Annotated in this window: 11 protein-coding genes and 1 pseudogene; 6 read left to right on the forward strand and 6 right to left on the reverse strand. The window is 62.1% G+C overall.

Annotation, left to right across the window (positions count from 1 at the left end; genetic code table 11):
- Window positions 1-138: 138 nt before the first annotated feature.
- Window positions 139-1,461, forward strand: coding sequence for an OprD family porin (locus tag AB7933_RS17770; protein ID WP_024075532.1), 1,323 nt, complete (start codon window positions 139-141; stop codon window positions 1,459-1,461).
- A 48-nt stretch (window positions 1,462-1,509) separates the two neighbouring features.
- Here the strand turns inward: AB7933_RS17770 and AB7933_RS17775 are convergent, their stop codons facing one another.
- The 3 genes and pseudogenes from AB7933_RS17775 to AB7933_RS17785 form a co-directional block, all read right to left on the reverse strand.
- Window positions 1,510-2,094: a methyl-accepting chemotaxis protein gene (locus AB7933_RS17775; RefSeq protein WP_256581238.1), complete on the reverse strand. Its 585-nt coding sequence runs from the start codon at window positions 2,092-2,094 to the stop codon at window positions 1,510-1,512.
- A 3-nt stretch (window positions 2,095-2,097) separates the two neighbouring features.
- Window positions 2,098-2,865, reverse strand: a pseudogene (locus AB7933_RS17780) (PAS domain-containing protein); the annotation flags it as partial.
- A gap of 124 nt (window positions 2,866-2,989) precedes the next feature.
- Window positions 2,990-3,478 (reverse strand): winged helix-turn-helix transcriptional regulator, encoded by a 489-nt coding sequence (locus AB7933_RS17785; protein WP_024075534.1) that lies wholly within the window; start codon window positions 3,476-3,478, stop codon window positions 2,990-2,992.
- Between the two features lie 107 nt (window positions 3,479-3,585).
- Here AB7933_RS17785 and fabF point away from each other — a divergent pair, with 107 nt between their 5' ends.
- The 3 genes from fabF to AB7933_RS17800 all read left to right on the forward strand — a co-directional run bounded on the left by fabF (window position 3,586) and on the right by AB7933_RS17800 (window position 7,367).
- The gene (gene fabF, locus AB7933_RS17790) at window positions 3,586-4,854 is read left to right on the forward strand and encodes a beta-ketoacyl-ACP synthase II (RefSeq protein WP_024075535.1); all 1,269 of its coding nucleotides are present in this window, start codon (window positions 3,586-3,588) and stop codon (window positions 4,852-4,854) included.
- Between the two features lie 72 nt (window positions 4,855-4,926).
- Window positions 4,927-5,307: a RidA family protein gene (locus tag AB7933_RS17795; RefSeq protein ID WP_024075536.1), complete on the forward strand. Its 381-nt coding sequence runs from the start codon at window positions 4,927-4,929 to the stop codon at window positions 5,305-5,307.
- A gap of 80 nt (window positions 5,308-5,387) precedes the next feature.
- Window positions 5,388-7,367, forward strand: a complete 1,980-nt coding sequence (locus tag AB7933_RS17800) for a peptidase U32 family protein (RefSeq protein WP_024075537.1) — start codon at window positions 5,388-5,390, stop codon at window positions 7,365-7,367.
- Here the strand turns inward: AB7933_RS17800 and AB7933_RS17805 are convergent.
- Window positions 7,345-8,247 carry a DMT family transporter gene (locus tag AB7933_RS17805; protein WP_024075538.1) on the reverse strand — a complete coding sequence of 301 codons (903 nt, stop codon included), beginning with the start codon at window positions 8,245-8,247 and terminating at the stop codon, window positions 7,345-7,347. The genes AB7933_RS17800 and AB7933_RS17805 overlap by 23 nt on opposite strands.
- Window positions 8,248-8,356: 109 nt before the next feature.
- Between AB7933_RS17805 and AB7933_RS17810 the strand changes: the two genes are divergently transcribed.
- Together AB7933_RS17810 and AB7933_RS17815 are read left to right on the forward strand one after the other, a co-directional pair.
- Window positions 8,357-8,800, forward strand: coding sequence for an Lrp/AsnC family transcriptional regulator (locus tag AB7933_RS17810; protein ID WP_024075539.1), 444 nt, complete (start codon window positions 8,357-8,359; stop codon window positions 8,798-8,800).
- A gap of 389 nt (window positions 8,801-9,189) precedes the next feature.
- Window positions 9,190-9,648, forward strand: coding sequence for an REP-associated tyrosine transposase (locus tag AB7933_RS17815; protein ID WP_024075540.1), 459 nt, complete (start codon window positions 9,190-9,192; stop codon window positions 9,646-9,648).
- A gap of 245 nt (window positions 9,649-9,893) precedes the next feature.
- On the opposite strand, the gene xylB is transcribed toward AB7933_RS17815, so the two are convergent.
- Entirely contained in the window at window positions 9,894-11,354 is a 1,461-nt protein-coding gene (gene xylB, locus AB7933_RS17820; protein ID WP_024075541.1) for a xylulokinase, read from the reverse strand.
- 16 nt (window positions 11,355-11,370) lie between these two features.
- Window positions 11,371-12,363, reverse strand: a complete 993-nt coding sequence (locus AB7933_RS17825; RefSeq protein WP_024075542.1) for a LacI family DNA-binding transcriptional regulator — start codon at window positions 12,361-12,363, stop codon at window positions 11,371-11,373.
- Window positions 12,364-12,372: the final 9 nt, after the last annotated feature.

Below are 12,372 nucleotides of genomic sequence, written 5' to 3' on the forward strand. Positions count from 1 at the left end.
AATCGGCTTCGACAAACACGTCGAGCACAATAAAAACCAGTCTCTCTTACCTGAAACATCTGCCCAATAAAACTTCATGCGCCCTGTAAAAAGTGCGGTGTTTCTGTGCGCGTCAATCATTTCGGGGAAGTAAATAACATGGTCAAACAGTGGAGCCTGTTAACACTGGCGATATGCGCCAGTATCAGCCAGGTGGCCCTCGCCGAGTCCGTGACGGACCAGGCCGACGCCAAAGGTTTTATCGACGGCAGCAGCGTCACCGGGCTGTTGCGCAATTACTACATGAACCGCAACCGCGAAGGTGGCCGGGCCGACAACCGGGACTGGACTCAAGGCGCCATGCTCAATTACGCCTCGGGCTTCACCCAGGGCACCATTGGTTTTGGCGTGGATGCCTACGCCTTTGGCGGTTTGAAACTGGACGCCACGCACCAGGATGCCGGTACCGGTAACTTGCCGACCGACCGCCACGGCGATCCGGAAGACGCCTATGGTTCCGTGGGGGCTGCGGTGAAGGTGAAAATATCCAAGACCCAACTGAAATTCGGCGACATGCAACCCACCGCGCCCGTCTTCGCCACCGGTGGCACTCGCCTGTTACCGCAGACGGCCACCGGCTTTGACCTGACCAGCAGTGAAATCGCGGGGCTGGACCTGGAGGCCGGGCACTTCACCAGCACCAACAGTGGCATGACCAGCAACCATGACCACGACATCTACGCCACCTACGCCAACGTGCCGGCTTCCAGTGCGAGCTTTGTCGGTGGCAAATACACCTTCAGCCCGTCGCTGAGTGCAACCGTGTATGCCGGTGAACTGGAAGATATCTGGCGCCAGTACTACACCAACCTCAACTATGTGCTGCCGTTGGGGCATGACCAGTCGCTGGCGTTGGATGGCAACCTGTATCGCACCCTCGATACGGGCAGCGCCAAGGCCGGAGCGATCAACAACACCACCTATTCGCTGGCGGCGGCCTATTCGTTCCTGACGGCCCATACCCTGACGCTGTCGTTCCAGAAAGTGCATGGCGACACGCCGTTCGATTACATCGGTACCGGCAACAACGGCGCGGGTGAAGGCGGCGATTCGGTGTACCTGGCCAACTCGGTGCAATGGGGTGACTTCAACGGCCCAGGCGAGCAATCCTGGGGGATTCGCTATGACCTGAACCTGGCCAGCTACGGCGTGCCGGGCTTGAGCTTCATGGCCCGCTACATCAACGGTTCGGACATCGATGGCACCCACACGCCGGCCAACAGCGCCTATGCCGGTGATTACGGTGCCGATGGCGCGCACCACGAAACAGATGTGGAAGCCAAATACGTCGTCCAGAGCGGCCCGGCGAAAAACCTGTCGCTGCGCGTGCGCGATGCCATCGTGGCGTCGAATGCCGACCAAGGTGACGGCAACTTGAACGAACTGCGGCTGATCGTCGACTACCCGTTCACCCTGTTGTAAGCGGCGGCTGCGCGCCGGCCAGCGTCATCGCTGGCCGGCGCACAGCGGCTAACCCACCCAGCCGACCGCTGTTTTCGGAATCACTTCCGACTCATCCATCTTGGACGCAAACATACTCACGGCTTTCACCGCGTCACTGGTGCTGGTGCGGATCTGCAGGATCACCGAACCCGCCTGGTCAGCCAGGCTGACCCCACGCTGCGCGCCTTCCTGGGTGGCATTCATGCTGGTGACTGCATCTCGGGTCTCCGACAGGATCATGCCGATCATCTCGGCGATCTCCGCCGTGGAGCGGCTGGTGCGTCCCGCCAGCTGCCTGACCTCGTCGGCCACCACGGCAAACCCGCGGCCCTGGTCGCCGGCCCGTGCCGCCTCGATGGCGGCGTTGAGCGCCAGCAGGTTGGTCTGGTCGGCGATGCCGCGAATGGTGTTGACGATAGCGGTGATCTGCTCGGAACGATCGCCCAGTTGCCCCACCAGTCGCGCCGAGGCACCAATGTGCTCGGCAATCCGGCGCATTTCCGTGGCCGTGTCGTGGATCACCTGGGTACCGTGCTCGGCGAAGCGTTCGGTTTCGGACGAGATATGGTAGGCACGGGAAGCGCCACGCGAGTCTTCCTCGAACTTCTCCACCCGTTCAGTGATGTCACTGGCAAACTTGACGATCTTGACCAGTGTGCCGTCGCCGTCGTAGACCGGGTTGTAACTGGCCTCCAGCCACGCGACACGGCCATGCTTGCCGAGGCGCTTGAATTGCCCAGTGAAGAATTCACCGTTGTTCAAGCGGCGCCAGAAATCGGTGTACTCGCTGCTGTTGATCAGGCTGGGCTCGCAAAACAGGCGGTGGTGTTTGCCTTTGATTTCGGCCAGCGTATAGCCCATGACGTGCAGAAAGTTCTCGTTGGCGTCCAGTACCTGACCGTTCAAGTCGAACTCGATCACTGCCATTGCCCGGTCCACTGCGGCCAGTTTGCTGCGGGTCGCCGCCTCCTGTTCGACTTTGCTCGTGACATCCAGGGCGTACTTGACCACTTTCAGCACTTGGCCACGCTCATCCAGCACCGGGTTGTAGCTGGCTTCCAGCCAGACGGTCTTGCCGTGGGCATCCACCCGCTTAAAAGTGCCCGACACGAACTTACCGGCCTTGAGCTCACCCCAGAACTGGCTGTAGGCCGGGCTGTTGGTCAGCGCTGGCAAGCAAAAGTCACGGTGGGATTTCCCCGCCAACTGGTCGCGGCTGTAACCCAGGGTTTTCAGAAAGTTGTCGTTGGCACGCAGTACCTTGCCGTTGAGGTCGAATTCGACCACTGCCATGGAGCGTTCCAGGGCGCTGATCAGTCCTTTGAACTCGGTGACTTCGGCCGTCCTGGCCGCCAGTTCGGTTTTGAGCGTTGTGTTGAACATGACGTACCTCAGCCGTGCGGAAAAAACCTATGTCTTCATTCGCTATCGGCTGGGAAATACGCGACTTAACCGCGCAAAAATGATTATTTTCTGACGTCAAGTTTTTTGCGCGAGCCGGCATGATTCAAGGCTTTGCGGCGAGCGAAGCCAACCGCTCACGCATGCCGGTGCTGGCCGCCGGGCCGGCCTGCAACACACAGCGATCCAAGGGCACGATGTGGCCCTCGGCGCTCGCCAGCATAGGCTGTAGCGGTCGCCCGGTGTCCCGCTCGACCAACTCGACACTGGTGCCCTCTTCGGCGTAATGCCGGTTGCCCCACGCCACCAGCGACATCAGCACCATGCGGAAATCCTCACCCTTGGCGGTCGGTACATATTCGTAGCGCGGCGGCCGCTCGCTGTAGGCCCTGCGTTCCAACATCCCCGCCTCCACCAACGCAGTCAGGCGGCGCGTGAGCATGTTGGGAGCGATGCCCAAGCTGCGCGAAAACTCATCGAAGCGGCGCAGCCCCTGCAGCGCGTCGCGCATGATCAAAATGCTCCACCACTCCCCTACCCGGTCGAGGCTGCGGGCGATGGGGCATTCGTCGCGGGTCAGGGACTTGCGTTGCATAAAGGTTCCTAGGGGCCGGTGCAAAGTTGTGTGACGCCATGTTACTTTCATCATGATAGTGACGTCCATAGGGTCTTAACCCTCAATGCAACCGGAGTCGATTGATCATGAGTAAACGTATCGTTGTGACAGGCATGGGTGCGCTGACACCGTTGGGCGCTGACGTGGAGTCAACCTGGAAACGCCTGTTGAACGGGCAGTCGGGCATTCGTCGCCTGCCTGAAGACCTGATCGGCGACCTGGCCATCAGCATCGGCGGCCAAGTGCAGAGTGTGTTGCAGGACCCCGAAGCCGGGTTCGATCCTGATCGCCTGTTGGCTGCAAAAGAGCAGCGCAAGATGGATCGTTTTATCCTGTTCGCACTGGCGGCCGCCGATGAAGCGTTGAAGCAGGCCGGCTGGGCACCGAAGACCGTGCAGGAGCAGGAACGCACCGCAACCATCATCGCCTCGGGCGTCGGCGGCTTTCCGGCCATCGCGGAGGCGGTACGTACCACCGACAGCAAGGGGCCGCGACGCTTGTCGCCGTTCACCATCCCATCGTTCCTGAGCAACATGGCCGCCGGGCATGTGTCGATCAACTATGGCTTGAAAGGCCCGTTGGGCGCACCGGTCACTGCCTGTGCGGCGGGTGTGCAGGCCATTGGCGACGCCGCGCGGATGATCCGTGCGGGCGAAGTGGACGTGGCAGTGTGCGGGGGAGCCGAAGCGGCGATCCACCGGGTCAGCCTGGCCGGCTTTGCGGCGGCACGGGCCTTGTCCAGCGACTTCAACGACGCCCCCGAGCGCGCCTCGCGCCCGTTCGATCAGGCACGCGACGGCTTTGTCATGGGCGAAGGCGCCGGCCTCCTGGTGATCGAAGAGCTGGAACACGCCCTTGCACGCGGTGCCCAGCCGATTGCCGAACTGGTGGGCTACGGCACCAGTGCCGATGCGTACCACATGACGGCTGGCCCGGAAGACGGTGACGGCGCGCGCCGGGCGATGACCCAGGCGCTGCGTCAGGCGGGCATCGAGGCGTCCGAGGTGCAGTACCTGAATGCCCACGCCACCTCGACGCCGGTGGGCGATAAAGGCGAATTGGCAGCCATCAGGACCGTGTTCGGTGACGGTGGCCGCCTGGCAATCAGCTCGACCAAGTCCGCCACCGGCCACTTGCTGGGGGCTGCGGGCGGCATCGAGGCCATCTTCACCGTGCTTGCCCTGCGCGATCAGGTAGCCCCGGTGACCCTCAACCTGGAAAACCCGGATGAACTGGCCGCCGGGTTGGACATGGTGCGCGCAGATGCGCGGCCAATGGCGATTGAATACGCGCTGTCCAACGGCTTCGGCTTTGGTGGCGTGAATGCCAGCGTGCTGTTCCGCCGCTGGGTATAAGCCGGCGGTTTGCCCCTGGGATTATTTTCGGGGACCATGGCGCCTTTCTGTCACTGCCAACAAGAGGCGCCCATGGCTAACCACGACCTGTCCTACACCCCCGATCCGGATGCCGACTCGATTTCCTCAGATGTCGTCGGCTTCAACGGCATCCTGGTCTCCACCCAGATCCCGACCCGCGCCGACGGCAGCCTGGAACTGGGGGATATCACCCTGCAAAGCGAATGCACCCTGCAAGCGTTGAAAGTCGCCCTGGAAAAGGCCGGCAGTTCCATGGACCGAGTCATGCACCTGACCATCTACCTCACGGACATGGCCGATCGCGGTGCATTCAATGAGGTCTACAAGCGCTTTTTCGCCAAGCCATGGCCCGTGCGCGCGGCGGTTGGGGTGGCTGCACTGGCGGTTGAAGGGATGCGCGTGGAAGTCACGGCGATGGCTGCCAAAGCCTGACAGCCCTGTGGTAGATGCCGGTCAGGCGTTTCGCAGCTACAATGCCCGCCTCGACCGTGACAAGCCTGACTAAAAAAACTATGTCCTTGCCCAAGCATCACCTGGAATTGCTCAGCCCTGCCCGCGATGTCGCCATCGCACGCGAGGCCATCCTGCATGGCGCCGACGCCATCTACATCGGCGGGCCCAGCTTCGGCGCCCGCCACAATGCCTGTAACGACGTGAGCGATATCGCTCACTTGGTCGAATTCGCCCGGCGCTACCACGCCCGTGTGTTCACCACCCTCAACACCATCCTGCATGACAACGAACTGGAACCCGCGCGCAAGCTGATCCATCAGCTCTACGACGCCGGCGTCGATGCGTTGATCGTGCAAGACCTGGGCGTGATGGAGCTGGATATTCCGCCCATCGAACTGCACGCCAGTACCCAGACCGATATCCGTACCCTCGGGCGCGCCAGGTTTCTTGACCAGGCGGGTTTCTCGCAGCTGGTCCTGGCCCGTGAGCTGAACCTGCAGGAAATCCGCGCCATCGCCGATGAAACCGATGCCGCCATCGAGTTCTTTATCCACGGCGCGCTGTGCGTGGCGTTCTCCGGGCAGTGCAATATTTCCCACGCGCAGAATGGCCGCAGTGCCAACCGTGGCGACTGCTCCCAGGCCTGCCGCCTGCCATACACCTTGAAAGACGACCAGGGCCGCGTCGTGGCCTTTGAAAAGCATCTGCTGTCGATGAAAGACAACAACCAGAGCGCCAACCTGCGCGCCTTGGTGGAAGCCGGTGTGCGTTCGTTCAAGATCGAAGGCCGCTACAAGGACATGGGCTACGTGAAGAACATCACGGCCTATTACCGCCAGCGTCTCGACGAGATCCTCGAAGACCGTCCGGACCTGGCCCGCGCGTCCAGCGGCCGTACCGCACACTTCTTCCTGCCCGACCCGGAAAAAACCTTCCACCGTGGCAGCACCGACTACTTTGTCAGCGACCGCAAGATCGACATTGGCGCCTTCGACACCCCGACCTTTACCGGCCTGCCGGTGGGTGTGGTGGAAAAAGCCGGCAAGCGCGACTTGCAAGTGGTCACCCACGAGCCGCTGTCCAACGGCGATGGCCTCAATGTGCTGGTCAAGCGTGAGGTGGTCGGGTTCCGCGCCAATATCGCCGAGCCCAAGGGTGAATTCGAGGAAGACGGCGAGAAGCGCTACCGCTACCGCGTCGAGCCGAATGAAATGCCGGCCGGCCTGCATCAGTTGCGCCCGAACCACCCGTTGAACCGCAACCTGGACCATAACTGGCAGCAGGCGTTGCTCAAGACCTCGGCCGAACGCCGTATCGGCCTGTCATGGGTCGCACGTTTGCGCGAAGAACAGCTGGAAGTCACCGCCACCAGCGAAGAAGGCATCCGTGCCAGCGTCACCCTGCCCGGCCCGTTTGGCGTGGCCAACAAACCGGAACAGGCGCTGGATACCCTGCGCGACCTGCTTGGCCAACTGGGTACCACCGAGTATCACGCCACCCGTATCGAGCTGGATGCACCCCAGGCGTTCTTCATTCCCAACTCGCAGCTCAAGGCATTGCGCCGCGAAGTGATCGAAGCGCTGACCGCCGCCCGTGTTGCCGCACACCCGCGTGGCGGGCGCAAGGCCGAGGCCACGCCGCCGCCGGTGTACCCGGAAGCGCACCTGTCGTTCCTGGCCAACGTGTACAACCAGAAGGCTCGCGACTTCTACCACCGTCACGGCGTGAAGCTGATCGACGCGGCCTTCGAAGCCCATGAAGAGACCGGCGAAGTGCCGGTGATGATCACCAAGCACTGCCTGCGTTTCTCGTTCAACCTGTGCCCTAAACAGGCCAAGGGTGTCACGGGCGTGAAGACCAAGGTTGCGCCGATGCAGTTGATTCATGGCGACGAAGTGCTGACCCTGAAGTTCGACTGCAAACCCTGCGAGATGCACGTGGTGGGCAAGATCAAGGGGCACATCCTTGGACTGCCGCAACCGGGCAGCGTGGTGGAGCATTTCAACCCGGAAAACCTCATCTATCAGGGCACACACTGACCCTGTGGGAGCGGGGCCACCACCAGCCCCGCTGCAACCCCGCCGCTGCCAGCAGAATGGCCGCTACCCCGAGCCATTGCAGCCAGCCCAGGCGATGCCCGAAGGCAATCCAATCGACGAAGATCGCCGCAATCGGGTAGATAAACGACAGTGCGCCGGTGATGGCGGTGGGCAGTTTCTGGATCGCGCCATACAGCAACACATACATCAACCCGGTGTGCACCACGCCGAGCGTCGCCAGTGCCGCCCAGGCGTTGGTGGTGACCGGCAAGCTATGCCAAGGCACCAGCGGCGCCAGCAGCAGTGCGCCCGTCGTCACCTGGATCAACGCCATCAAATGCGGCGGTACGTCCTTCAAACGCTTGATGATCAGCGCGGCAATCGCGTACAGCAATGCCGCGCCCAGCGCCAAGGCGATGCCTGCCAGGTAATCGTCGCCGGTTGGCTGGTCGCCATGGGCGGTGACAATCGCCAGCATTCCCAGGAACGCCACGCTCAGCCACGCCAGTTTCTGCACGGTGATTTTTTCACCTAGAAACACGGCCGCCAGCATCACCAGCATGAACGGCTGCACGTTGTACACCGCCGTGCTGATGGCGATCGATGCGCGGGAATAGGATTCGAACAACAGCAACCAGTTGCCGACGATGGCCACGCCACTGAGCATCGCCAAGCCCAGCTTGGCCCAACTGAGCAGGTCCAGCCGCAGGTAGCCCAGCAGCGCGCACACCAGCAGCAGCGTCAGCCCGCCGATCAAACAGCGCCAGAACACCACTTCGATGACCGACACGCCCGACACCAGCACAAACCAGCCGATGGTCCCCGAGATCAGCATGGCGGCGACCATTTCCCACGACCCGCGACGGATGGATGTATCCATGATTGAAGCTCCTCAAGTGAGGCTCAATTATGGCAATCTGCTCGTGATCGGCTCCAGCGACTAAAAAAGGCAAAAACCCGAAATTACCTTTTCTTATTAGGCGAACTCCATGATCGACACCATCGACCAGCAACTTATCGCCGCCTTGATGGATGACTCGCGGTTGTCCCTCAAAGCCCTGGCGGGCATCACCGGCCTGTCGTCGCCCAGCGTCGGCGAACGCCTGCGTCGCCTCGAAGAGCGTGGCGTACTGACCCACTACACGGTCGATATCGACCCCAGGCATTTTGGCTACCTGCTGCAAGCCATCGTGCGCATCCGCCCCCTGCCCGGCAAATTGCAGGAGGTGGAGCGCCAGATCCAGGCGATCCCGGAATTCACCGAATGCGATAAGGTCACGGGCGAAGATTGTTTTATTGCCCGCTTGCATGTGCGCACCATGGACCATCTCGACAACCTGCTGGACCGGATCAACGCCTACGCGGAAACCAATACCGCCATCGTCAAGAAAACCCCGGTGAAACGGCGCCTGCCGCCGCTGGGCAACGACTGAACCGTAACAAGCCGATTCCTGCACCTGGGGGGGCTGTGGCAAGCGGGCCTGTTGTGGCGAGCGGGCTTGTTGTGGCAAGTGAGTCTGTTATGGCGAGCGGACTTCCTGTGGCGAGCGGGCTTGCCCCGCGTTGGGCTGCGAAGCAGCCCCAATAAGGCCACCGCGCTTATCCAGGTACATTAAATCGCCAGGTTTTGGGGCCGCTTCGCGCCCCAACGCGGGGCAAGCCCGCTCGCCACAACAGGCCCGGCCCACTCACAACAGACCCGCTTGCCAGAATAAGTCGTGTCCGCCTGTTGCAATGCAATAAAGGGATACGCAACTCAAGTCAGCTATTTCGCCTCCGCTGCTAGCGTGAAAGCTTCTTATCTACGCGAAGGAGCAACGGATTGCCTCGTCAGCCAAACTCTCACCTATTGCGACGTGGTCGCTATTCAGAAACCGGCCGGGCCTATCTGGTCACCGCTGTCGTGCATCACCGCCACCCATTGTTTCGCGACTTTCACCTGGGGCGGTTATTAGTCGCCGAACTCAAGAGAGTTCATGATTCAGGACAGGTCAATTCCCTGGCGTGGGTGATCATGCCGGACCACTTTCATTGGCTGTTCGACCTCAACGGTACGACGTTGCCTGATGTGATGCGCCAGACCAAGTCGCGCAGCACCTTAAGCATCAACAAAGCCCGTGGCAGTCGGGAGAAATTCTGGCAGCGTGGCTACCACGACCGGGCGGTGCGGGCTGAAGATGATATTCGGAAAATGGCACGCTATATCGTCGCCAACCCCCTGCGAGCAAGGTTGGTGGAGCGGATTGGCGATTATCCGCTTTGGGATGCAACCTGGTTATGACCCCGCTCGTTGTAATAACGGGACTGGTGTGGCGAGCGGGCTTGTTGTGGCAATGGGGCTTGTTGTGGCGAGCGGGCTTGCCCCGCGTTGGGCTGCGAAGCAGCCCCAATAAGGCCACCGCGTTTATCCAGGTACATTAAATCGCCAGGTTTTGGGGCCGCTTCGCAGCCCAACGCGGGGCAAGCCCGCTCGCCACAACAGGCCCGCTCGCCACAGGAAGCCCCCTCGCCACAACAAGCGCCGTATTAGTCGTGAAGGGCTTTTGCCGCGTTCAGCAGCCCCTGGAACTTGCGATAACGGGCTTCCAGCATCGGCTGCTGTGTCAGGTCAGGCGCGTACCGCGTTTTTACCGGCATGCCCGCTTCCAACAGCGCGGCGCCTTGCCCTATCGCCAGGAATCCCAGCTTCGCCGCGCCCACGCAAGCGCTCAATTCGCTGCCGTGCAAGGTGTAGATTTCACGCCGCAGGATATTGGCCAGCAACTGCGCCCAATACTCACTGCGCGCACCACCGCCCACCAAGGCGCACGAGGTCACGTCGGCGCCGGTCGATTGCACCGCGTGCAACGCGTCCAGCAAGCCGAAACCCACCCCTTCCATCACTGCGTAGCCGAGCATCGCCGGGGTGCAGTCATGGCCCAGGTTCATGAAGCCGCCACGCAGCAGCGGATCGTTATGGGGGGTGCGTTCACCCGCGAGGTACGGCAAAAACAACGGTGTGTCCAAAGGCACCGGCTGCCCGATGGGCAACTGCGCCTGCACCTGGTCCAATAGTGTTTGTTCATCTGAATGCCCCGTCAGTCGCGTCACCCAGCGCAGGCAACTGGCGCCAGCCAGCATCGCGCCCATGGTGTACCAGCGATTAGGCAGCGCATGGCAGAAGCTATGCACGGCGCTGGCCGGGTTGCCGGCCGCATGGTCGGTGATGGCGACAATCGCCGCGCTGGTGCCCAGGGTAATGAAGCCATCACCGGCGTTGATCGCGCCAATGCCGACCGCTGCGACAGGGTTATCGCCACCGCCCCCGGCAATCACCACGTCAGTTGATAAGCCCAGCCCCGTGGCCGTCAACAAAACGCTCGCCGCGCCCCCCTCCACCAGCCTGGGCAGTTGCTCAGGCGTAAGGCCGGTCGCCCGCACCATCGGGGAAAACCATTCCCGTCGTGCCACATCCAGCCATAACGTACCCGCCGCATCGGACATCTCGCTGATGCGCTCGCCACTCAGGCGCAGGCGCAGGTAATCCTTGGGCGACAGCACGCAATCAATCGCCTGGAACATCTCGGGTTCATGCTGTTGCAGCCACAGCAGTTTCGGCGCGGTCAGCCCGGCCATCGGCAGGCTGCCGGTGACGTCGGCAAAGCCGCTCCCGAGTTGCGCGGCTTCGGCCACGGCGCGGGAGTCGTCCCACAGGATCGCCGGGTACAACACGCGGTTGTCCGCCCCCAGCAACACCGCGCCATGCATCTGCCCCGACAGGCCGATACAGGCCACGCGTGTAAACGCCTCGTGTCCGCGCAGTTGCACCAACGCCTGCAAACAGGCTTGCCACCAGTCTTCCGGCGCCTGTTCAGACCAGCCGCTGTGCCGCCGCGACACGTTCAAGCGCACGCCGGCATGGGCCAGCACCGCACCACTGGCGTCCATCAGGATGGCTTTGAGTTCCGAGGTGCCCAGGTCGATGCCGAGGGAAACAGGACGGTTCATGCGTGTGTTATTCCAATCAATGACAGCCACAGGAGTTACGTAACTGCAGGGTCGGCGCCAGGCGCACACTCTGGAGGGGTGCGTCAGGCGACGCCATACGTTGCAGCAACAGGTCGACCGCTCGGGCGCCGAGGGCCTTGACCGGCTGCGCGATCAGGCTCAGGCGCGGCACGAAAAAGTCCGCCCAGTCAAAATCATCAAAGCCCACCAGGGCCATTTGTCTCGGCACTTCGAGCTGCGCGTCACGCAAGGCGTGCATCGCGCCGAGGGTCATCAGGTTATTGCCGGCCATGATCGCGGTGGGTGGCGCAGCCAGGCCCAGCAACTGCACGGTGGCCTGGCGCGCCGGCTCGCTGTTGGAACCGCCATTGACCAGCAGCTGCGGATCAAACGCCAGCCCTGCCGCGTGCAAGGCGGCGCGGTAACCGGCGACCCGTTCATCCGTGGTGCTGAACCCCGTACGCCCGGCAATAAACCCAATCCGGCGATGCCCATGGGCGATCAAGTGCTCAATCAGCGCCTGAGTGGGTTGGGTATTCTCGACCCCGACCTGGTCAAAGTGCTCGCTCATCATCCGATCCACCAGCACCGCCGGTATCTCGTTGGCCTTCAGGTACTCCAGGGCCAGCGAGCCGTTCGACGGCGCCAGCACAATGCCGTCGACGCGTCGGTGATGCAGCGCCGTGACCACCCGCAGCTCCTGCTCGGGGTCATCATGGGTGTCGACGAACAGCATCATGTAGCCGTGTTTAGCGCACTCGGTTTCAATCGCGTGCACCGTCTCGCTGAAGTAATGGTTGGACAGCGCCGAGATCGCCACGCCGATCGTGCTGGTGCTCGAGCGTGCCAGCGAGCGTGCCAGGGTGTTGGGGATGTACCCCAACTCCTGGATCGCGCGCTGTACCGCCTGCACCGTGGCCGGGCTGACTTTGCGGGTGCCGTTCAACACATGTGACACGGTCGATGTCGACACCCCCGCCCTGCTTGCGACGTCATCCATGGTGACCACGGCGCCGTT

Source organism: Pseudomonas gorinensis (assembly GCF_042015035.1).
GTDB classification, from domain to species: Bacteria; Pseudomonadota; Gammaproteobacteria; order Pseudomonadales; family Pseudomonadaceae; genus Aquipseudomonas; species Aquipseudomonas gorinensis.

Coding starts and splice junctions, on each gene's coding strand:
- AB7933_RS17770 (WP_024075532.1), top strand. CDS start 139: ATGGTCAAACAGTGGAGCCTGTTAACACTGGCGATATGCGCCAGTATC.
- AB7933_RS17785 (WP_024075534.1), bottom strand. CDS start 3,478: ATGCAACGCAAGTCCCTGACCCGCGACGAATGCCCCATCGCCCGCAGC.
- fabF (WP_024075535.1), top strand. CDS start 3,586: ATGAGTAAACGTATCGTTGTGACAGGCATGGGTGCGCTGACACCGTTG.
- AB7933_RS17795 (WP_024075536.1), top strand. CDS start 4,927: ATGGCTAACCACGACCTGTCCTACACCCCCGATCCGGATGCCGACTCG.
- AB7933_RS17800 (WP_024075537.1), top strand. CDS start 5,388: ATGTCCTTGCCCAAGCATCACCTGGAATTGCTCAGCCCTGCCCGCGAT.
- AB7933_RS17805 (WP_024075538.1), bottom strand. CDS start 8,247: ATGGATACATCCATCCGTCGCGGGTCGTGGGAAATGGTCGCCGCCATG.
- AB7933_RS17810 (WP_024075539.1), top strand. CDS start 8,357: ATGATCGACACCATCGACCAGCAACTTATCGCCGCCTTGATGGATGAC.
- xylB (WP_024075541.1), bottom strand. CDS start 11,354: ATGAACCGTCCTGTTTCCCTCGGCATCGACCTGGGCACCTCGGAACTC.